The sequence below is a fragment of the Actinomyces oris genome (assembly GCF_001937445.1).
GTDB classification, from domain to species: Bacteria; Actinomycetota; Actinomycetes; order Actinomycetales; family Actinomycetaceae; genus Actinomyces; species Actinomyces acetigenes.
This window is the reverse complement of sequence record NZ_MSKS01000029.1, coordinates 1-18,061: the sequence shown is the minus strand read 5'-3', so window position 1 is coordinate 18,061 and position 18,061 is coordinate 1. Positions and strand designations below refer to the sequence as shown.

Genomic DNA, 18,061 nt, shown 5'->3' with positions numbered 1-18,061 from the left:
TCCCGATGCACAACCCGACCACACATCTCTCGCGCGGATGGCGGGTCCGCCAGCAGTGGGGTACGTGGCCGGGTTCGGACTAGGGAGCGTGGGCAGGTCCAGATTCGGGCGTGCGACTAGGCCAGGACAGCTCGCACACGCCGGTTGGGCCGGGGGCGAACGGTGCTGACGTCGCACCCACCTGCGGGGCTAGGTTGCCGTCACCGACCGCATCGAAGGAGAACTCATGGCCAACGGCTCCACCCCCACCATCACTCTCAACAATGGCGTCGACATCCCGCAGATCGGCTACGGCGTCTTCCTGACCCCGCCGGAGGAGACCGAGCGGGCCGTGCTCGAGGCCTTCGAGGTCGGCTACCGCCACGTCGACACCGCCCAGGCCTACCGCAACGAGGAGGGCGTGGGCGCGGCCGTCGCCAACTGCGGGCTGCCCCGCGAGGACATCTTCGTGACCACCAAGGTGTGGCTCACCAACGCCGGGGAGGAGCGCGCCGCCCGCTCCATCGACGGCTCCCTGCGCCGCCTGGGCACCGACTACGTCGACCTGCTGCTCGTCCACCAGCCCTTCGGCGACTACTACGGCACCTACCGCGCCATGGAGAAGGCCCTGGCCGCCGGCAAGGTCCGCGCCATCGGCGTCTCCAACTTCTTCCCCGACCGGTTCGTGGACCTGGCGCAGCACGTCGAGGTGCCTCCGGCCGTCAACCAGATGGAGACCCACGTCTTCAACCAGCAGGCCGACAACCGCACCTGGTACACCAAGTACGGCACCGCCCTGGAGTCCTGGGGACCGCTCGCCCAGGGCCGCAACAACATCTTCACCCACCCGGTGCTCACCGCCGTCGGCGAGAAGTACGGCAAGACCGCCGCCCAGGTGGCCCTGCGCTACCTCATCCAGCTGGACATCATCGTCATCCCCAAGACGGTCCACCGCGAGCGCATGGTCACCAACCTCGACGTCACCGACTTCCAGCTCGACGACGCCGACATGCGGACCATCGCCTCCCTCGACGAGGGGCAGGGCGTCGTCAACCACTACGACCCCGCCTTCCAGGAGCGCCTCGCCTCCTTCACGGTCGAGGCGGACTGACCCCGGGCCGCCTACGGCCGCATCCTGCTACCGGCGGCCGCATCCGGCGGGGAGGAGCCGGTGAGGAGGCAGTGGGCCGGGGCAGCCCCGACGGCGGGCGCGGGAGCGCGCCTCAGAGCCGCCGGGAGAACCGGGACTCGCTCTTCTCGGAGGTGCCCACGTACTCCAGCCAGCGCTCGTAGTGGTCCAGGACGTCGTGGGCCACCTGGTCGGAGTTCCAGTCGACGACGTCGTAGCCCTGGCCGCCGCTGTGCGGGCGCACCTCGAGGCGCACCGTGAGGTCGTCGGCCTCGTGGACGGCGAAGCCGTAGGCGGGCACCGGCGTGACCACCATGCGCACCACGTAGCGGAAGGAGTCGATGGAGCTGGACTGCTCCTCGCCGCTGTCGGTGGCCGGGTGGGAGGAGACCACCAGGCTGGCGCGCCCCAGGAAGGTGCGCTCGTCGTCGGGGTCCTGGGCCTCGGGGCCCTCGACGAAGACCTCGGCGGAGACGTTCTCCTTGCGCAGCTCGGTGGCCACCGCCTCCAGGGCCGGCACGATGCGCCGCTCCATGGCGTTGCCGGCCTCGTCGGGGGAGACCGAGTTGAGGGTGTGCGCCAGGCGCTCGCGCCAGGGCGTCTGCTCCAGCCCCGCGGCCGAGCCGTTGAGGCCCAGGGCCCGGTTGCGGTCGGCCTGGCTCAGGGCTTGGTTGTAGGTGTCCTCGGTGCTCAGGGAGCGCCACAGGGTGTACATGATGAGGATGAGGACCCCGGAGAAGGGCAGCGCCATGACGATGGTGGCCTGCTGGAGGATGGGGATGCCGCCGGCTACGAGCATCGCGATGGTGAGGATCCCGGTCAGGGCGGCCCAGAAGATCCGCAGCCAGGGGGCGGCGTCCTGGCGCGCCGAGCGGATGCGGCTGGAGAGGTTGGCCATGACCAAGGCGCCGGAGTCGGCGCTGGTGACGTAGAAGAGGATCCCCACGAACAGGGCCAGGGCGATGAGGATCTTCTGGCCCGGCAGGTGCTCCAGGATCCAGTACAGCCCCTGCTCGGGCCGCTCCAGGGTGATGTCCCGGAACTCGCCGTTGCCGCGGATGACCAGGTCCAGGGCGTGGTTGCCGAAGATCGCCACCCACATGAGGATGTAGCAGAAGGGCAACAGGAGGCTGCCGAGCACGAACTGGCGGATGGTGCGGCCGCGTGAGATGCGGGCCAGGAACATGCCCACGAAGGCCGCCCAGGCGATCCACCACGCCCAGAAGAACAGGGTCCAGGCGTTGAGCCAGTCATCGGGGCGGTTGTAGGCGTAGGTCTCCAGCGTCAGCTGCGGGAAGCGGGTGAAGAAGTCGCCGATGGAGCCGATGAGGGCGTCGATGAGGAAGGCGGCGTCACCGGTGACGAGCACCCACAGGGCCAGGCCGATGGCCAGGAGCACGTTGATGGTGGACAGGACGCGCACGCCCCGGTCGACGCCGGAGACGGCCGAGACGGTGGCCATGACGACGGCAAGGGTGGTCAGCCCGATCTGGGTGGGGAAGCCCTGCGGCAGCCCGAACAGGATGTTGAGGGCCACGTTCAGCTGGACGACGCCGACCCCCAGCGAGGCGGCGATGCCGAAGACCCCGCCGACCAGGGCCGCGGCGTCGACGATGTCGCCGATGACGCCCTCGGTGTGCCGGCCCAGCAGCGGGCGCAGGGTGGAGCGCAGCGTGAGGGTGTCGCGGCGACGGTAGGCGAAGTAGGCCATGGCCAGGCCCACGAGGGCGTACAGGCCCCAGCCGGAGATGCCGTAGTGGAACAGGGACAGGACGATGGCCTCGCGGGCGCGGGTGGCCGGGGGGATGGCCTGGGCGTCGCCGGTGGGCGGGTGCACGTACTGGTCGACCGGCTCGGCGACGGCGAAGAACAGGATCTCGGTGCCGATGCCGGCGGCGAAGAGCATGGCCGTCCAGGCGAAGGTGGAGAAGTCCGGCGTCGAGTTGTCCGGGCCCAGGCGGATGCGCCCGAAGCGGGAGAAGGCCAGGCCCAGGATGAAGACGAGCGCGGCCGTGATGAGCAGGATGTAGAAGGAGCCGAACCATCGGCTCGTCCAGGTCACGGCCGCCCCGAAGGCGCTCTTGACGAGGTCGGGGGCGACGAGCGCGGCCAGGGCGACGATCGCGATGATGGTGGCCGACACGAAGAACACCACCGGGTTGAGGGGCTCCTTGCCCGGCAGCTTGCCGAGCAGGGTGCTGGGGAGGGAGCCGCCGGGGAGGCGCAGCACTGAGAAGCGGTCCGACGACGGGGCCGGCCGGGAGGAGCCCTCTGAGGGGTTGCGTGGCGCGGACACGCTCTCATCGCTCGATTCGGGGGACCGGCTCACCGACCTGCTCCGTTCTTCGTGGGGTCTTCACGGGGGCTTCTTGGGGACGCGGGGCTTGGGGCGTGCGCGGGGCCAGTGGGGCCGCCACGGTCTCGGGGGCGCGGCGCCGGGACTGGTGGGGCGGCTGTCCGAGCCCGGGCGTGTTGTGGGGAGCCTATAACGAGATAATGCACCCGTGACGTCTTCAGCCTCTGCGCAGCCACCGAGCCCGCCGGCCCCGGCCACCGACGCCGGCGCGCTCGGTGAGCGGGTGGGTGTCGCCGTGGGGTGGGGCGGCGGTACGGTCATCAAGCCGCCCTTCAGCCCGGCCGCCAGTCCGGTCATCGACGCCGCCATGGTGCGCGCCCTGGAGCTGGCCCGCGCGGCGGGCGCGGCGGGGGAGGTGCCGGTGGGCGCCGTCGTGCTCTCGCTGGAGGGGGCGGTCCTCGCCGAGGCCGCCAACGCCCGCGAGGCCGAGCACGACCCGACGGCACACGCCGAGATTCGCGCCCTGCGCGCCGCCGGCGCCGCCCTGGGTGACTCCCACCTGGACGGCTGCACCCTCGTGGTCACCCTCGAGCCGTGCACCATGTGCGCCGGCGCCATCGTCCTGGCCCGGGTGGCCCGACTCGTCCTGGGGGCCTGGGAGCCGCGGACCGGGGCCTGCGGCTCGGTGCGCGACGTCGTGCGCGACGCCCGCGCCAACCACCAGGTCGAGGTGCGCGCCGGCCTGCGAGCCCAGGAGTCCCAGGACCTCCTGACCGCCTCCTTCGCCGACCGCCGCTGACGGGGCCCGCCGGCCGGGCCCGCTGGGGCCGGTGGGTTGCCGGGTCTGCCGGGCACGATGTCGGTCGTGACTGATACCGCAGGACGTCGCGTTGGGGAGCGGGGCAACGTCCGTGTAACCTCGTGGTCGAGGTAGCGTGTCCGAGCGGCCGAAGGTGCAGATCTCGAAAGTCTGTGTGGTTCATAGCCACCCTGGGTTCGAATCCCAGCGCTACCGCCACCACGGCGAGGGCCCGACGAGCAGCCAGGAGCTGCGCGGCGGGCCCTTCGCGTTCCCTGTTTCGGTTCCCCGCTTCGAGGCCGCCCGTGTCGATGGCCGGCGGCTGCTCGAGGTCGTGAGACGCCCATACTGCACGAGGGTCGGGGGCCACTGGGGGGGCGGGTGTACTCCACGGGGTTCGGGGGTTCGTCCAGTACGCACAACCCCCGGCCAGTAGATCCCCACCCTCGTGGAGTTCGGGGCGGTTTCTTCCGGCTGAGGCCTACTCGCCGGCCGTCACGGAAGAGGGAGCGGTTCGTGTCGTAGCGATGCGTTACAGTGCTTGTACGACCACGGAAGGAGACAGTCATATGTCCACCGCCCTTGTTCCGTCACGTGGAGTCGTCAAGCACTTCTCGCAGGCCGAGCTTGAGGCGCGAGAGAGGGCTGTTGTCAGTGCGCTCGAGCGTCGGTTCGGCAGTGTTGATGCTGCACTCGCTCAGGAGTACACCGGTGAGTATCCGTCGGACGACCTCAAGCTGTTCTCTGAGTACCACAGCTTGATGTTCCTCCTCGGCAAGTGATCACCGGGGCGGATGAGCAGACCTTCCGTTTTGCGGAGGGCCTGACTCATACAGTGCGTGCGGTTTGCCCGGCAGCGCCTGAGTTCCAGGTCGACATCGCAGGAGAGGATCCGTGGAAGGCGGCTGTTCATCCGCAGGAGAAGGCTCCTGTCGTCCTATCCATCGGCGGCAAGAAGCTCCTCGATCTCGTCGTGTCTTACACCTGTTCGATATCAACACAGCATCCGTACATGATCATTGAGGGCTCGACGTTCGGCCTGAGACCGCATGGCGGAGGCGAGTGGCTTGCTCGTCTTGACTACCGGCGCCGTCCCCGGGTGAATGTTCCTTGCTCACACCTTCATATTCACGCGCATCGTGACGCCTGGACCTTCATGATGTCCCGCGATGGCCGTGGCAGCGGACGAAGCACGGTCAAGAAGCGGGGAGACGCTGAGAAGACTCCCCAGATCTCTGACATTCACTTCCCTGTCGGGGGTCCGAGGCTGCGGCCCGCTCTGGAGGACTTCCTGACAATGCTGATCGAGGAGCTTGGAGTCGACCATCCTCCTCACGCGCGCCAGGAACTTGATCAGGCCCGAGCTCGCTGGAGAACGGAGCAGGCGAAAGCCATTGTCCGGTCATCGAGCGGTATCGCTGCGGATGTCCTTCGGGAGATGGGGTGGGCAGTCACTCCTCCGGAGGGCTACCAGCTGGAGAGCGATCGTGCGGAGTGGTTAGGGCGGTATTGAGTGCATCGCACGAGGGCCGAGGAAGGCCCTGAGCAGTTCACCTGGTAGTCCGCTCCGAGAGACCCCGTACTGCACGAGGGTCGGGGGCCGCTGGGGGAGGAGCGGGTGTACTCCACGTAGGTGGGGCTCTCGTGCAGTACGCACAACCCCCGGCCAGTAGATCCCCACCCTCGTGGAGTAGCTGCCGTATGAGGCCCGCAGGGGCCTGCGCCCCGACGAGGACCCTGCGCCCCCGATCCGGCCGCGGGAGCGCTGTTGGTCCCTCATATATTCGACGTCGGGCCTTACTCTTGGCCCATGAGTCGCCGTCCCCACGAATCCCGAACCCTGTCCCGTTCCCACACGCAGGTCCGCCCGCACCCCCACGCCTCCGAGATCGCGCCCCGCGCGGCCGCCGAGCTCTACTCACTCCTGTGCGACGCCATGGTCGCCGCCGACACCAAGGCAATCGACGCCCTGCTCACCGACTACTGCGTCCTGACTCACATGACCGGCTACCCCCAGCCCAAGGTCGAGTGGCTCGGCGACATCGCCAACGGCGCCATGCGCTACCACTCCCACGAGGTGGTCTCCGTCCAGCTCGACACCATCGCCGGCTTCCCGGTGGTGCGCGGCCGCACCCGCACCACGGCCACCCTGTGGGGCGGGCGCGGCACCTGGAACCTCCAGATCGTCGGATACGTCGTGCCCGACGCCGACCCCGACACTGAGCGCAACCCCACCGGCTTCCGCTTCAGCCGCCTGGACGCCTCCACCTGGTGAGGCCCCGTCGACCGGTGAGCCTCGTTCCCACCTACCGACGCCGCCTGGTCCCCCTCGTGGCGGGCGCGTTCCACGGGTCCTCCGGCCAGGCGTGCTTGGGGTAGCGGCCCCGCATCTCGGCGCGCACCTGCGGGTAGCCCTGCTCCCAGAAGGAGGCCAGGTCGTCGGTGACCGCCACCGGGCGGCGCGCCGGAGAGAGCAGGTGCAGCAGCACCGCCACCCGGCCCTCCACGATCCGCGGCGTGGCCGCCCAGCCGAAGCACTCCTGGACCCGCACCGCCAGCACCGGCCGGCCCACCCGCCCGGCCTCGGCCGGGTCCACCGGGCCCGCGCCGCCGACCACCGCCGTGTAGTCCACCCGCACCTGTGAGCCGGAGGGAACCTCCAGGCGCTCGGGCACCAGCTCGTCCAGGCGCGCCGCCTGCGGCCATGGCAGCAGCGCCCGCAGCGCCTGGGCGACATTCAGCCGCTCCAGGCTGAAACGCCGGCCGCCCGGGCCCGACGACGCCGACTCACCCGACCTACCCGGTCCGCCTGATCCTCCGGCCTGCCCGGCCAGGCTCGCCACCGCCGGTGCCAGCCACTCCTCGGCCCGCTCCGCCAGGGCCGCATCACTCATATCCGGCCAGGGCTCACCCAGGTGCTCGTGCAGCAGGGCCAGCCGGGCGCGCAGGCCGCGCGCCTCCTCATCCCACGGCAGCACCGCCAAGCCGGCACCGGCCCCCTCGGCGCGCACCCGCGCGACGACGGCGTCCGCCACCTGTGCCGGACCCGGCGGCGGCCCCGGGGTGGTGGTGAGCGTGATGGCCCCCAGGCGGCGCAGGCGCTCCGTGCGCAGGCGTCCGCCCTCCCAGACGGCTCGCTCCTCCTCGGCCAGCCAGGCCCCGGCCAGCTCCAGGGCCGTCTGCTCATCGAGGGGCGCCGCGGCCCGGATGAGCGCGTCCCCGCGCCCACCGGTCAGGTCGACGCCGGCCACCGCCAGCCACTCGGACTCCGCCAGCGCCGAGCCCGCCGGCAGGCGCAGCCCGGTCCCGGCGACGCTCGCGTAGTGCGCCTCCTTGCCCGCCTGCGGCGCCGGCCCCCGACGTCGAGCGATCCACTGCGGCTGCGCCGTCCCGGCCACCAGCGCCACCGCCGACTCCAGGTCACGCGCCCCGGCACCCTCGCCGCCCCCGAGAGCGTCTCCGCCGACGCCGCCGGGCCGGCCCGCACCCTCCCGGCCCGTGCCCGGCGAACCGGAGGTCTCCAACGCGTCAGGTGCCTGCGGTCCACCGCTCGCGGAGGCTGGATCCTCGGGTCGTCCGGCAGCCTCCCGGCCGCGGTCCGCGGCCGGCGGGCCTGACACACCCGTCGCGCCCGGAGCCTGTGGTCCACCGCTCTCGGGGCGCGGCTCCTCGGCGCGCCCCGACTGCTCAGCGGCGGCGCGCCGGCAGGCCTGCTCCAGTCGGCGCGCCTCCGCCTTCCACGCCTCCGACCCGGCCCCGCCACCGCGTACCTGCCTGGCCAGGGCCGTCAGGTCCCCGCCGGGCGCGCGCAGGTCGGCGGTCAGCAGCGCCGTCGCCCGTGCCGCCCGCCGCGCCCCCAGCACCGGTGCCGTCGCCAGCAGGGCCCGCGCCTCACGCACACCCGCCGGCAGCCCGGCCACCGCCCGTCCCAGGGGCGTCACGCCATCGGCGCCGGCCAGGCCCAGGCGCTCCAACGCCTCCCGGGCGGCCCCCAGCGCCGCAGCCGGCGGCTCATCCACCCAGGCCAGTCCCGCGCCGTCGGGCACGCCCCACACGGCCAGCTCCAGGGCCGCACCGGTGAGGTCGGCCGAGAGGATCTCCGGGGTCGGAGCCAGCGGCGAGCGCGCCCAGTCCGTCGGCGAGCAGCAGCGGTAGACGACGCCGGGCCCTTCGCGCCCCGCCCGCCCGGCCCGCTGCACCCCGGCCGCCCGCGAGACCCCCACCGTCACCAGGCCACTCATGGAGCGGGCCACGTCCAGGCGCGGCTCGCGCGCCAGCGTGGAGTCCACCACCACCCGCACCCCGGGCACCGTCAGCGAGGACTCGGCCACGTTCGTGGCCACCACGACGCGCCGCCGCCCTGCCGGGCTGGGGGCCAGGGCTGCGTCCTGGGCGCTCGCGGGCAGGCGGCCGTGCAGCGGCAGGACGTCCACGCCCGCCAGGGCCGCACTGCGCAGGCGGGAGACGACGTCGTCGACCTCTCGGGCCCCGGGCAGGAAGACCAGCACGTCACCGGAGCGCTCGGCCAGGGCCCGCTCCACGGTGGTGGCGACGTGGGCGAGGAACTCCCGCGGCACCCCGCGCGGCCCGAGGCGACCGGTGCGCCCCGGTGGCGCCCACACCTCCTCAAGGGGGTGGAGGCGACCGGGCACCTCCACCAGCGGGGCGGCGCCACCCGAGGAGCCGCTTGAGGGGCCGCCCGAGGGGCCGCCCAGGATGCGGCGCAGGCGGTCGGCGTCGAGCGTGGCGGACATGGCCACGACGGTGAGGTCCTCGCGCAGGGCGGCGCGCGCGTCCGCCAGGAGGGCCAGGAGCAGGTCGCTGTCCAAGGAGCGCTCGTGGACCTCGTCGAGGATGACGGCGTCGACGCCGCTCAGCTCCGGGTCCCGCTGGAGGCGGCGCAGGAGGAGCCCGGCGGTGACGACCTCGATCCGCGTCGCCGGGCCGGTGCGCCGCTCCCCGCGCACCGCGTACCCGACGGTGCCGCCGACCTCCTCTCCCAGCAGGTCGGCCAGGCGGCGGGCGGCCGCGCGGGCGGCGATGCGCCGCGGCTGGGTGACGACGACGCGGCCCGGCCGGCGTTCCGGGGAGCGTCCCGGTGCAGCGGCGGGGACGTCGATAAGGACGTCGGCCAGGAGCGGTGGGACGAGCGTCGTCTTGCCGGTGCCGGGTGGGGCGGTGAGGACCAGGCAGGCACCGGCGCCGGCGCCGGCGTCGTCGGAGGCGGAGGGGTTGGAGGAGAGGCGCTCGCGCAGCTCGGGCAGCACCTCGACCACCGGCAGGTCCGGGGGCGAGGCGAGCAGGGCCCCGATGGGGTCGGTCTGCGGCGGCTGCGTGCGGCCCTGCGGCCCGGTGCGAGTCATGCCCCGATTGTGCCCGGTGGGGGAGGGAGCGGGCGGGCCGACGTCGGAGCGGGGCAGGGGCGCGCAGGCGCCGGCGGCTACCGCACGCTCATGAGGATGTCGCGCGACTGCAGGGCGTCGGCGAGCTTCTCGGCGTACTCGGCATGGGTCTTGAGGGACTTGCGCATGCCGAGCGCGCCGCCGATGATGGCCGACCCCGTCGAGGACAGGTATCGCACCAGGGTCTCGCCGTGCGGGCCGGTCCCGAACTGAAGGTTCTGCGAAAGATAGAAGTTGCGGCCCATGAACGCACCGAAGGCGACGGACATGCCCTTCTTGCCGCGGGTGATCTGGAGAGTGTCGGCGGAGAAAGGGGTGACGGTCCAGCCCTCCCGAGTGAAAAGCTCTGTAACGATTGATCGAACTTGATCGATCGGTGCATTAATTGTAAAAATTCGCTCAGCCATGAGGGGGATGCTAAACGACCTTCCTTTGTTCTTGCACATTGCGTGCAATCACGTTTGCGTGAAGGCGGCGCGCCGGCCCGCTGGCCTGGCTGGGCGCCGGCGGCCTGGATTCTCCGAGTGAAGCACGCTTGACGCGGAAGGCTTTGTCAAGCACACTAGACATGTCAAGCAAACACGACACTCGCTCGTGGGGCGAGTGGCTATTCAAGGAGTGATCGCCATGCTTTCGGCCGTCTCCGCTTCTTCTGTCCTGGCCGCCGTGTCGCAGGCCTCTCCCGGTGTCACCTTCATTGCCGGAGTGATCGGTGGCCTTGCTGTTGGGATCGTCCTCTACCTGCTCGTCTACCGGTACTCGGCTCGACACCTGCCCGAGGTCCGTGCCGAGGAGGCGCCCGAGCTCCTCAAGAAGCTCGGTGGGCAGCAGGCTGGTTTCGTCTGCGCCCTCCCCATCGGAATCATGGTGGGCTTCGTGAACCCTGCGGCCACTCATCTCTCCGCCGGACCGCTTCTGCTGGTCGTCCGTCTCATGGGCGCCGCCATGATCGGCGTCTCCATCGTCGGTGTCGCGTGGCTGTCCCCACGACTGCGTGACGCCCGGAACGCGGCTGCGGCATGAGCCGGTTGTCTCGCCGCGCCTTGGGTGGTGAGGATCGTGGATAACGACGTGCGTAGCCTGCGCGAGGCCCGCGGTCTCACCCAGGCCCAGCTCGGAGTCGCCCTGGGCGTCTCCAGGCAGAGCATCAACTCCATCGAGAAGGGCAAGTACGACCCCTCCCTTCCCCTGGCCATCGCCATAGCCCGCTACTTCGAGACCACTGTTGAGGAGATCTTTCATGTCTGAGTCAGAGCCCACGCCGCCCACGCCCGCTCCTTCCTCCGCTGCGGCCACCGGTTCGTCCTCCTCCGACTCGACGCCGAAGGGCCGACGAAATCTGAGAATCACCGCGCTATGGCAGATCACCGCCGTACGTATGACGCTCGTGGCCGTCGCCGTGGTCCTCCTGTGGGTGGCGGCGTTGACGATCCCGTCGAACAGTGACTTCCTCTATGGTGCTGCCAGCGGGGGAACGACCATGATGCTGGCGATCGTCGCCCTGTTCGTCGCCAAGAGGCTCGGATATGAAACCTTCTTCGTCAGGGAGCTTGAGAAGCGGGATGATGAACGTGACAAGGCCGCCTTGCAGCGGGCCTGTGCCCTCACCGGCGTCGTCGGGCTCATCGGCAATGTCATCGCCGTCACGGTGAGCGCCTTCGGAGGGCCGATAATGCTGGTCCTGAGCATCGTCCTGTGGCTCCAGCTGATCAGCTTCATCGGAGGGAACATCTACTTCAACCGCACGATGTAGGCCGAGGGAGTGCGGTTGCATCGCCCCGCACGCCCCGCCCGGCCCGCCGTCCCGTACACACATCGACGGAATCTTCAGAATCGACCCGGAGCCGCGTCGATTTTGAAGATTTTGTTGGTGGGTGTGGGTTGGGTGCCGGCGGCGGCCGGCGGCGTCTTCGCGTAGACTTCGCTCCACCCTGACCGGCGTCCAGCGCCGGCCATCGTTCCCTGTCCCATCGCCCGCCCCGGGCGCACTCGAGGAGAATCCATGGTCCAGCAGTCCGCCCCGCCAGGAATCTGGGACGAGGACCCCGACGGCGCCTCCATCCTCCTGGCCACGGGGCGCGCCCGCCACGACCTCCTCGTCATCGCCGAGCCCGCCTTCCTGCGCGACCTCGACCAGGCCTGGGGACGCCCCTCGGCCCGGGTGCGCCTGTCCTTCCTGCCCGGCGTTCAGGCTCCCAGCGCCCCCGGCCAGGAGGACGCGCTCGTGTCCTATGAGCGCGGTGGCCTCGGCGTCCTCGTCGCCCGTGGTCGCACCAGCATGTACGAGGGCGAGGCCGCCCGCGGTGCGACGGCGCTGGCCCGGATCGCCAGCGGGGCCCGCCTGCGCGCCGCCCTGCTCGTCACCCGCGCCACCCCGCTGCGCGGCTCCGGTGACGTGGCCGGGGGGACGGCGCCGGGGCAGGTGCGCGTCGTCGCCGACCACCTCAACGTCTCCGGTGGTTCCCTCTTCCCGGCCGCCGGCATGGTCTCGGCGGGCTGGGATGCCAGGCTCACCGAGCGCCTGGGGAGCCTACGCGGCGTGAGCGGCAGCTCCGTGGTCGCCCTCGTGCCCGGGCCGCTGCGTCCGAGCCCGGCCGAGTCGCGCGCACTGGCCTCCCTGGGCGCCGACGCCGCCGTCACCGACTCCGTGGCCGAGGCCATGATCCTGGCTTCGAGGGGAGTGGCGGTCTCCGCCCTGACCTACCTCGACGCCCCTGCCGCCGGCGGCAACCTCGGGCGGGCGCAGCTCTCCCTGCGGCAGGCCTCCGGCGTCACCCTGGCCGCCGTCGAGGAGATCCTCAGAGGCCTGCGGGCCGGTGCCTGAACGTGATTCTGGGAACGGCGTGGAAAAGGATGCTGCCCAGGCTGTCGGCCCCCGTTAAGGTCATCTCGTGAAACCCTTCCTCTTCCTGGCCACCCGCAGCGAGGACGAACCCGCCGACGCCGAGTACGAGGCATTCCTCAAGCGCACCGGCCTGGATGAGTCCACGCTGCGCCGCCTGCGCCTGGAGTCCGAGTCCCTGCCGCAGATCGACCTGGACGACTGGTCCGGCATCCTCGTGGGCGGCTCCCCCTTCAACGCCTCCACCCCTCCGGATAAGAAGTCCGCCACTCAGAAGCGCGTCGAGGCCGAGCTCTCCGGCCTGCTCGACCGCGTCGTCGAGGCCGACTTCCCCTTCTTCGGCGCCTGCTACGGCGTGGGCACGCTCGCCTGCCATCAGGGCGCCGTCGTCGACACCACCTACGGCGAGGCCGTCACCGCCCCGGAGGTCACTCTCACCGAGGCCGGCCTGGCCGACCCGATCTGCGCGGGCGTCCCGAAGGTCTTCCAGGCCTTCGTCGCCCACAAGGAGGCGGTCACGACGCTGCCGCCCCACGCCGTCCTCCTGGGGACCGGCGAGGCATGCCCGATCCAGATGTTCCGGATCGGGTCCAACTTGTACGCCACCCAGTTCCACCCCGAGCTCGACGGCGACTACCTCGCCCACCGGCTCGGCTTCTACGCCGGTCACGGCTACTTCGCCGACGACGAGCTCGCCGAGCTCCAGGCCCGCGTGCGCCTCGACGACGTCTCCGACTCCTGGAAGCTCTTGGCCAACTTCGTGTCCGTCCACGCCCGCGACTGACGGGCGTTCTTCCCGATACGCGTTCAGGGAGAGCAACTTCGGCCCGCGCTCGCTGCGCGAGCGCGGGCCGAAGCCGCGGTTCGTGGTCTGATTAGGGTTGGTGTCCGGGGTGGGCGGCCTCAGCCACTCTGATGACAGTGCCAGCGCTGAGCTCTTAAGGGCTGGGAGAGTTTGTGAGACAGCCCGGTAGGGCCTTGGTGTTGCGGTTACCGGAAGTTCCTGGCAGCCCTCTGATCTGCTTCGTTGTACCTGCGAGCCGCTTTGCGCCAGTCCTGCTTGAATCGGTCGAACCACCCGGTGGGGGCGGCGTCGTCGGTGCTGCGGGCCTGGGGTGCGGAGGCGGTGACCGCTGCGGGCTCGGCGGCGCTGGCGGTGGTGCTGCTCAGCGCGAGTCCGGTGGTCAGGATGCCTGCGCTCAGGGCCAGGGCGAGGAAGCGCTTGGGGGTGGATGTCTGTCGCATATTGACCTCCTATTGGATAACTGGCTCTTGAACCCTAGCAGCCCTGGCGGCCTTGAGTGCCAACATATCTATCGATCATCAAAATGTGCCGCGCTTCATGATCATGCTGTCTGAGGGGCCTGTGCCGCTTGCCTTGCAGCGCGTTGGCCCGCATCCACCGTGTGGGTACGGGCCAGAGCGTGTCGAGGGGGTCAGTCGCGGATGGGTTCTACTGCTGTCTGACATGCTGCTGGCCGAGGGGTTGGCTGACATGATCATGCGAGTGCACATGGGAGAACTCCTTGGTGATATGGGCTGGCGACGTGGCCAGGTGAGTGGTGGCGCACCGACGTAGTGCACCGTCACCAGGAGTTCGGATCCGCGAGGCGTCTGGATGGCGCCAGAGAGTGACTCCAAGTACACGGATGGGGCCCAGTGTCTCGGCCGGGTTCCCTACTGGCCGTCCTGGCCGCTGCTCGCCTCGGTCCCCTGCTCGGCGGCTTGGGCGGCCTGGGCGTCCTGGGCGGCTTCGGCCTTCTTGCGTTCCCGGCGGGCCCGGTCGCGCTGGCGACGTCGTGCTCGGGCCTCCTCCTGCTTGTGGAAGGCGGCTGCCTTGGTCGCCATCCACTCCGGGATGAACTCAGGATCGCGGGGGTGAATCCTCAGCTCCACCGCTGCGCCCTGCTCAGACACCGGATCTCCGTTAATGACTGGCTCACGCATCCAGTCCGACTCCTGATGCAGCACACCATCAGAGGCTTCCATCCACAGGTGCGAGTACGTCCACGCACCCCGGTGGGGATCGACCTGGGCCGGGCGAAGGTCATCCATGGTGAAGTCCAGCTTCGCGGGAAACAGCACGCCCTTGCGCTGGCCGTCGATCGTCAGCCAGTTGGTGACAAATCCGGTGCGGTGGATGGCGTGGTAGTCGATGTCGATGCGGGTCCCGCCGCTGTCACGCAGCCAGTCCCACAGCATGCCCTCGAACCGCTCGAAGGCCTCCTGCGCACTCAGGTTCTCAGCACTCACAGAAACTATCCTAATAGTGGTTCACGAACGGCAAACGTTGAGGAACGCCTTTAGCGTCTGTCCACGTCGCCTTGAACTCGGTGGGTACTCGTTCGGTGTTGGTCAGCTCCGGCCCGGCCGGGTCGCGGTAGTTGAAGTCTACGGCAAAGCCCTTATAGTTTCCCGGATTGTTGGCGATCTTGGACTCCAGCACATGGTAGGACTTGAAGCCGCTGTCGGGGATGTTCTGGTTGACCTCCTTGAGCATCGCCACCACGTTGATCTTCTCAGGTGGACCATAGAACTGTGTGCCAGCCATATGCCCACCGTTGTGCTCACCGGGCAGGTCACTACGGTAGGAAGATGCCTGGTCACGGTAGTGGATCAGCAGTGGTAAGTCGTTCGTTCTGCTGTCTCCTGGAGCGGGGTGTTACCGTGAACTTATCGGTGTCGGCGGAGTTGTCACGAGAAGTACTCGGGGTACTCCACATAGGGGTCGTGCTCACGATGATCCACCCACTGCTCAATGACCTGCTGGGGTGTGATGCCAGGAGTCAGGACGGTATGACCATCAAAGTTGTCGATGGTAAACCATAGCACCAGGCTGGGGTCCGGGTTAAGGGACCTCACCCAAACGGCAATTTCGGCAGCCTCCTCAAGATCTGCCCCGTCAACAGATATGAGCTGACCGTCGCTGAAGTGACTGATAATCGTCGACGCCCCGTCTGGATCAAGCAGAATTTCTACGTCGGTCTCGCGGTCGACGGACCCCACGGATCTTGTTTTGCAATCTGGCCAATGCCGCTTTCCCTCGCTGAGGAACGTGTCAGTGTCGGCGATAACGAGCCCTGAGTTGAGCGTTGAGTAGAGATAGCTGACGTCCATGATAACTCCTTATTCTAAGTTTATGGTTTCAGTTGAATGTGCAGTTCGACGTCGGGGCCGAGAATCTCTCGTGCGCGCTGACCGAGAAATTCTAGCGACTCCGGGGTGTTGGTGATCAGGGTCAGACTAGAGACAGGATTGCCAGACGACCTTATCACCTCGCCGTACACCCTCATCTCATCGTCGAACTTCTTCATGAGGAATTCGGGGCCCTTGCCTTGGTAGAGAGCACTGTGTCCACCTTCTGTGTGCTTGGCGTCCCAAGCTCTAGTGATTGTGCTGTCTGTGGTGACGGAGTCCGCCCAGATATCATCACCATTGTCGGCCGTCAACTTGAGCTCGATGTCCGTTCGTTGGCTGCCTCCATCTTCGTGGTGACGGCCTTGCTGACCTTGGCCGGGATACGGGTGAGGGCCGCAGCCGCTGTGCGTGAGTGTGAGACGGTGGCGGCCGAGTCGGAAGGACTCGACCCCCACCGCTGGGATGTTGATCAGTGAGGTGCCAGCTGGCCGGTCGGTTTGTGTGAGCACTCCCTTTCAGTGCTCAGTCGGCCAGGACTGTGGGGATGGCCTCGTCAAGGTACCACAGCCAGAAGGCCCGACGAGCAGCCACGTCAGTCTCCTCCACTGGCATCCAGTTCAGCACCTTGGCGGCGGCGCTGGCGCAGCAGTAACTCGTATCAAGTGCATCCGGAAGTCTCTCATCATCCTCTTCTGCTGAATTAGCAATATCATAGTCAAGATAACGATGACAAGCTGAGATCACTGTGCTTGACGCGGCGTCCGCGACAAACGACGCCGGCTCCGTTATCGAATTAAAGTCGTCAATCTCATCGAGTACGTCCGCCAGAAAATTTTCAGCGCATTGTTGAGAGGTGTCTACGTCCTCTCTTTGTTCGACAACGTCTTGAGTGAGGGCTATCATCTCGTCTACACGCTCGTCGTGCGGAAAGGCGCGGTACCAGTGGTGTTTTACCTGCTCGACGCACAGTATCCTCAGTGACGTCCTTCGGCGGTACGTGCCTTCAGTGTCCTCTGGGTCTAGCATTGCTTTCCAAACTCGTTTCCTAGTCCTCAAAGATAGAATTCCTTTAATGTTGATTGAATCGTTTAACTCGAATCGAGCCAACTGAATTTCGCGATTTATTGAATTAATGTCAATCATGGTGTTGGTCCTTTTATGTGGCTAGGGGTGTTGGTTGTGAACTTCAGTTGAGGAAGTCCACACTTCCGTCTGCGCGGAATATCAGTGTCTCGTGAGGGTTGGTCACATACCAATCCCGCCCCTCGTGCTGGGTCAGTTTACTAAAGTATCCGTGACAGTCGGAGCGAACCTTCTTGGAGACCTCAATGTATGGCATTTTGCGGTCAATGATAACTGCCGTTCTGCGTGCGAAGCTAGTTGCTGGCTGTCGACCCCATGATCTCTGTGGCCTGATCTCTTAATAGGTGCCCAATCTCTTCCTGCTTGGCTAAAACATCGTTCACATTAGGTTCCTGAAATCCGTCGGGACGATCCTTGCTTCAGCCGCTGAGGGTTTTGATGTGGTCGGAAAAAGTGGTTTTCTGTTCATTGCCGGCAGGTAACTCATTTTTTGCTGTTTGAGCGCGTTAATGAGCTTCCTGTGATTTCTTGACGGGATTGTCTCCTCCTCCGCCCTTGCTTGGTGGGGTCCCTCCGCCACCGCCACCCTTGCCGGATGGAACGGCACCGTCAGCCCCCTTGGCGGCGTCGGCTGCGTCGTCGGCGTGCTTTGCTCCTTTAGCGGCATTGTCGGCGTTCTTGGAGCCGTACCCTAGAGCCATGGCCACCATGCCGGCGAACTTCTCGCCGACGTCGTCGAGCAAGCGGTTGGCTTTGCTTAGTAGGCCTTTGAGGTTCTTGGCGGAGGTCACCACGTCGGTGACTTCTTTGGCCAGGCGGGTGGCCCAGGAGGACACGTCGGTGGCGATCGAGGACACCGCCCAGGGGGCGGCCACACCTGCGGTGAGGACCGTGATGCTCGCCTTTGACAGCAGCTTGCCGATGACGTCCGAGATCGCGTCGCGGACCATGTCGTGCACCATGCGCACGATCATTGAGGCCACCGTCAGCCCGCCCGAGATCGCGCCGGCCAGCTGGCCGGTGATGCGCAGGTGGGAGGCGGAGCCGGCCTGCAGGGTCTTGAAGGTCGCCACCGCCAAGGACTCCTGACCGGCCAGGCGACTGGAACACACCGTGTCCAGGTCGCTGGTGCACGAGCTCAGCTTGGTGGCGATGTTCGTCCACGTCGAGGCGGCCGCAGCCGTTGCGTGTGTGAGTGTGAGGCGGTGGGGGTCGAGTCGGAAGGACTCGACCCCCACCGTTGGTGGGTTGGTCAGTCAGGTGCCAGCTGGCCGGGCGGCTCGCGTGAGCACTCCCTTTCAGTGCTCAGCTGGCCAGGACTGCTGGGATGGCCTCGTCGAGGTACCACAGCCAGAAGGCCCGACGAGCGGGGACATCGGTTTTGTGAATCTTG

Annotated in this window: 21 protein-coding genes and 1 tRNA gene; 11 read left to right on the top strand and 11 right to left on the bottom strand. The window is 68.1% G+C overall.

What is annotated here, in order from left to right:
• The first annotated feature begins 226 nt into the window (after positions 1-226).
• Positions 227-1,090 (top strand): aldo/keto reductase, encoded by an 864-nt coding sequence (locus BKH20_RS09475; RefSeq protein ID WP_075390850.1) that lies wholly within the window; start codon positions 227-229, stop codon positions 1,088-1,090.
• A 112-nt stretch (positions 1,091-1,202) separates the two neighbouring features.
• Here BKH20_RS09475 and betT read toward each other — a convergent pair whose 3' ends face one another.
• On the bottom strand, positions 1,203-3,437 hold the full coding sequence (gene betT / locus BKH20_RS09470; protein ID WP_075390849.1) for a choline BCCT transporter BetT: 2,235 nt from the start codon (positions 3,435-3,437) through the stop codon (positions 1,203-1,205).
• Positions 3,438-3,612: 175 nt separating this feature from the next.
• On the opposite strand from betT, the gene BKH20_RS09465 reads away from it, so the two are divergent.
• The 5 genes from BKH20_RS09465 to BKH20_RS09450 all read left to right on the top strand — a co-directional run bounded on the left by BKH20_RS09465 (position 3,613) and on the right by BKH20_RS09450 (position 6,478).
• Positions 3,613-4,203, top strand: coding sequence for a nucleoside deaminase (locus BKH20_RS09465; RefSeq protein WP_178388582.1), 591 nt, complete (start codon positions 3,613-3,615; stop codon positions 4,201-4,203).
• Between the two features lie 130 nt (positions 4,204-4,333).
• A tRNA-Ser gene (locus tag BKH20_RS14270) sits at positions 4,334-4,422 on the top strand.
• Between the two features lie 350 nt (positions 4,423-4,772).
• Positions 4,773-4,985, top strand: a complete 213-nt coding sequence (locus BKH20_RS09460; RefSeq protein WP_070658678.1) for a hypothetical protein — start codon at positions 4,773-4,775, stop codon at positions 4,983-4,985.
• On the top strand, positions 4,982-5,716 hold the full coding sequence (locus BKH20_RS09455; protein ID WP_256693118.1) for a hypothetical protein: 735 nt from the start codon (positions 4,982-4,984) through the stop codon (positions 5,714-5,716). The genes BKH20_RS09460 and BKH20_RS09455 overlap by 4 nt, the downstream gene beginning before the upstream one ends.
• Before the next feature lie 297 nt (positions 5,717-6,013).
• Positions 6,014-6,478 carry a nuclear transport factor 2 family protein gene (locus tag BKH20_RS09450; protein ID WP_075372486.1) on the top strand — a complete coding sequence of 155 codons (465 nt, stop codon included), beginning with the start codon at positions 6,014-6,016 and terminating at the stop codon, positions 6,476-6,478.
• A 31-nt stretch (positions 6,479-6,509) separates the two neighbouring features.
• On the opposite strand, the gene BKH20_RS14925 is transcribed toward BKH20_RS09450, so the two are convergent.
• Positions 6,510-9,566: an ATP-dependent RNA helicase gene (locus BKH20_RS14925; protein WP_075390848.1), complete on the bottom strand. Its 3,057-nt coding sequence runs from the start codon at positions 9,564-9,566 to the stop codon at positions 6,510-6,512.
• Positions 9,567-9,643: 77 nt separating this feature from the next.
• Complete coding sequence (locus BKH20_RS09440) at positions 9,644-10,012, bottom strand: hypothetical protein (protein ID WP_070658682.1); 369 nt, start codon at positions 10,010-10,012, stop codon at positions 9,644-9,646.
• 220 nt (positions 10,013-10,232) lie between these two features.
• On the opposite strand from BKH20_RS09440, the gene BKH20_RS09435 reads away from it, so the two are divergent.
• The 5 genes from BKH20_RS09435 (at position 10,233) to BKH20_RS09415 (ending at position 13,231) form a co-directional block, all read left to right on the top strand.
• Positions 10,233-10,628: a PTS sugar transporter gene (locus tag BKH20_RS09435; RefSeq protein ID WP_256693117.1), complete on the top strand. Its 396-nt coding sequence runs from the start codon at positions 10,233-10,235 to the stop codon at positions 10,626-10,628.
• 36 nt (positions 10,629-10,664) lie between these two features.
• Positions 10,665-10,853: a helix-turn-helix transcriptional regulator gene (locus BKH20_RS09430; RefSeq protein ID WP_070658705.1), complete on the top strand. Its 189-nt coding sequence runs from the start codon at positions 10,665-10,667 to the stop codon at positions 10,851-10,853.
• Entirely contained in the window at positions 10,846-11,358 is a 513-nt protein-coding gene (locus BKH20_RS09425; RefSeq protein ID WP_256693116.1) for a hypothetical protein, read from the top strand. Before BKH20_RS09430 ends, BKH20_RS09425 begins: the two co-directional genes overlap by 8 nt.
• 249 nt (positions 11,359-11,607) lie before the next feature.
• Positions 11,608-12,429, top strand: a complete 822-nt coding sequence (locus BKH20_RS09420; protein ID WP_075390845.1) for a purine-nucleoside phosphorylase — start codon at positions 11,608-11,610, stop codon at positions 12,427-12,429.
• Between the two features lie 67 nt (positions 12,430-12,496).
• Positions 12,497-13,231 (top strand): glutamine amidotransferase, encoded by a 735-nt coding sequence (locus tag BKH20_RS09415; RefSeq protein ID WP_075390844.1) that lies wholly within the window; start codon positions 12,497-12,499, stop codon positions 13,229-13,231.
• 206 nt (positions 13,232-13,437) lie between these two features.
• On the opposite strand, the gene BKH20_RS09410 is transcribed toward BKH20_RS09415, so the two are convergent.
• From BKH20_RS09410 to BKH20_RS14090, 8 genes are all read right to left on the bottom strand, one after another.
• Positions 13,438-13,692 carry a hypothetical protein gene (locus tag BKH20_RS09410; RefSeq protein WP_075390843.1) on the bottom strand — a complete coding sequence of 85 codons (255 nt, stop codon included), beginning with the start codon at positions 13,690-13,692 and terminating at the stop codon, positions 13,438-13,440.
• Between the two features lie 432 nt (positions 13,693-14,124).
• Complete coding sequence (locus BKH20_RS09405; protein ID WP_075390842.1) at positions 14,125-14,700, bottom strand: hypothetical protein; 576 nt, start codon at positions 14,698-14,700, stop codon at positions 14,125-14,127.
• Positions 14,701-14,710: 10 nt separating this feature from the next.
• The gene (locus BKH20_RS09400) at positions 14,711-15,025 is read right to left on the bottom strand and encodes a DNA/RNA non-specific endonuclease (RefSeq protein WP_256693120.1); all 315 of its coding nucleotides are present in this window, start codon (positions 15,023-15,025) and stop codon (positions 14,711-14,713) included.
• A gap of 116 nt (positions 15,026-15,141) precedes the next feature.
• A complete protein-coding gene (locus BKH20_RS09395) occupies positions 15,142-15,564 on the bottom strand; it encodes a hypothetical protein (protein ID WP_075390840.1) in 423 nt (140 codons plus the stop codon).
• A gap of 20 nt (positions 15,565-15,584) precedes the next feature.
• A complete protein-coding gene (locus tag BKH20_RS09390; RefSeq protein WP_143224984.1) occupies positions 15,585-16,040 on the bottom strand; it encodes a hypothetical protein in 456 nt (151 codons plus the stop codon).
• A 67-nt stretch (positions 16,041-16,107) separates the two neighbouring features.
• Complete coding sequence (locus BKH20_RS09385) at positions 16,108-16,728, bottom strand: Imm5 family immunity protein (RefSeq protein WP_075390838.1); 621 nt, start codon at positions 16,726-16,728, stop codon at positions 16,108-16,110.
• A 446-nt stretch (positions 16,729-17,174) separates the two neighbouring features.
• Entirely contained in the window at positions 17,175-17,906 is a 732-nt protein-coding gene (locus BKH20_RS09380) for a hypothetical protein (protein WP_075390837.1), read from the bottom strand.
• 67 nt (positions 17,907-17,973) lie between these two features.
• Positions 17,974-18,057, bottom strand: a complete 84-nt coding sequence (locus tag BKH20_RS14090) for an Imm5 family immunity protein (protein ID WP_256693119.1) — start codon at positions 18,055-18,057, stop codon at positions 17,974-17,976.
• Between the last annotated feature and the right edge of the window lie 4 nt (positions 18,058-18,061).

Coding starts and splice junctions, on each gene's coding strand:
- BKH20_RS09475 (WP_075390850.1), top strand. CDS start 227: ATGGCCAACGGCTCCACCCCCACCATCACTCTCAACAATGGCGTCGAC.
- BKH20_RS14925 (WP_075390848.1), bottom strand. CDS start 9,566: ATGACTCGCACCGGGCCGCAGGGCCGCACGCAGCCGCCGCAGACCGAC.
- BKH20_RS09410 (WP_075390843.1), bottom strand. CDS start 13,692: ATGCGACAGACATCCACCCCCAAGCGCTTCCTCGCCCTGGCCCTGAGC.
- BKH20_RS09425 (WP_256693116.1), top strand. CDS start 10,846: ATGTCTGAGTCAGAGCCCACGCCGCCCACGCCCGCTCCTTCCTCCGCT.
- BKH20_RS09435 (WP_256693117.1), top strand. CDS start 10,233: ATGCTTTCGGCCGTCTCCGCTTCTTCTGTCCTGGCCGCCGTGTCGCAG.
- BKH20_RS09440 (WP_070658682.1), bottom strand. CDS start 10,012: ATGGCTGAGCGAATTTTTACAATTAATGCACCGATCGATCAAGTTCGA.
- BKH20_RS09420 (WP_075390845.1), top strand. CDS start 11,608: ATGGTCCAGCAGTCCGCCCCGCCAGGAATCTGGGACGAGGACCCCGAC.
- BKH20_RS09450 (WP_075372486.1), top strand. CDS start 6,014: ATGAGTCGCCGTCCCCACGAATCCCGAACCCTGTCCCGTTCCCACACG.
- BKH20_RS09385 (WP_075390838.1), bottom strand. CDS start 16,728: ATGATTGACATTAATTCAATAAATCGCGAAATTCAGTTGGCTCGATTC.
- BKH20_RS09395 (WP_075390840.1), bottom strand. CDS start 15,564: ATGGACGTCAGCTATCTCTACTCAACGCTCAACTCAGGGCTCGTTATC.
- BKH20_RS09460 (WP_070658678.1), top strand. CDS start 4,773: ATGTCCACCGCCCTTGTTCCGTCACGTGGAGTCGTCAAGCACTTCTCG.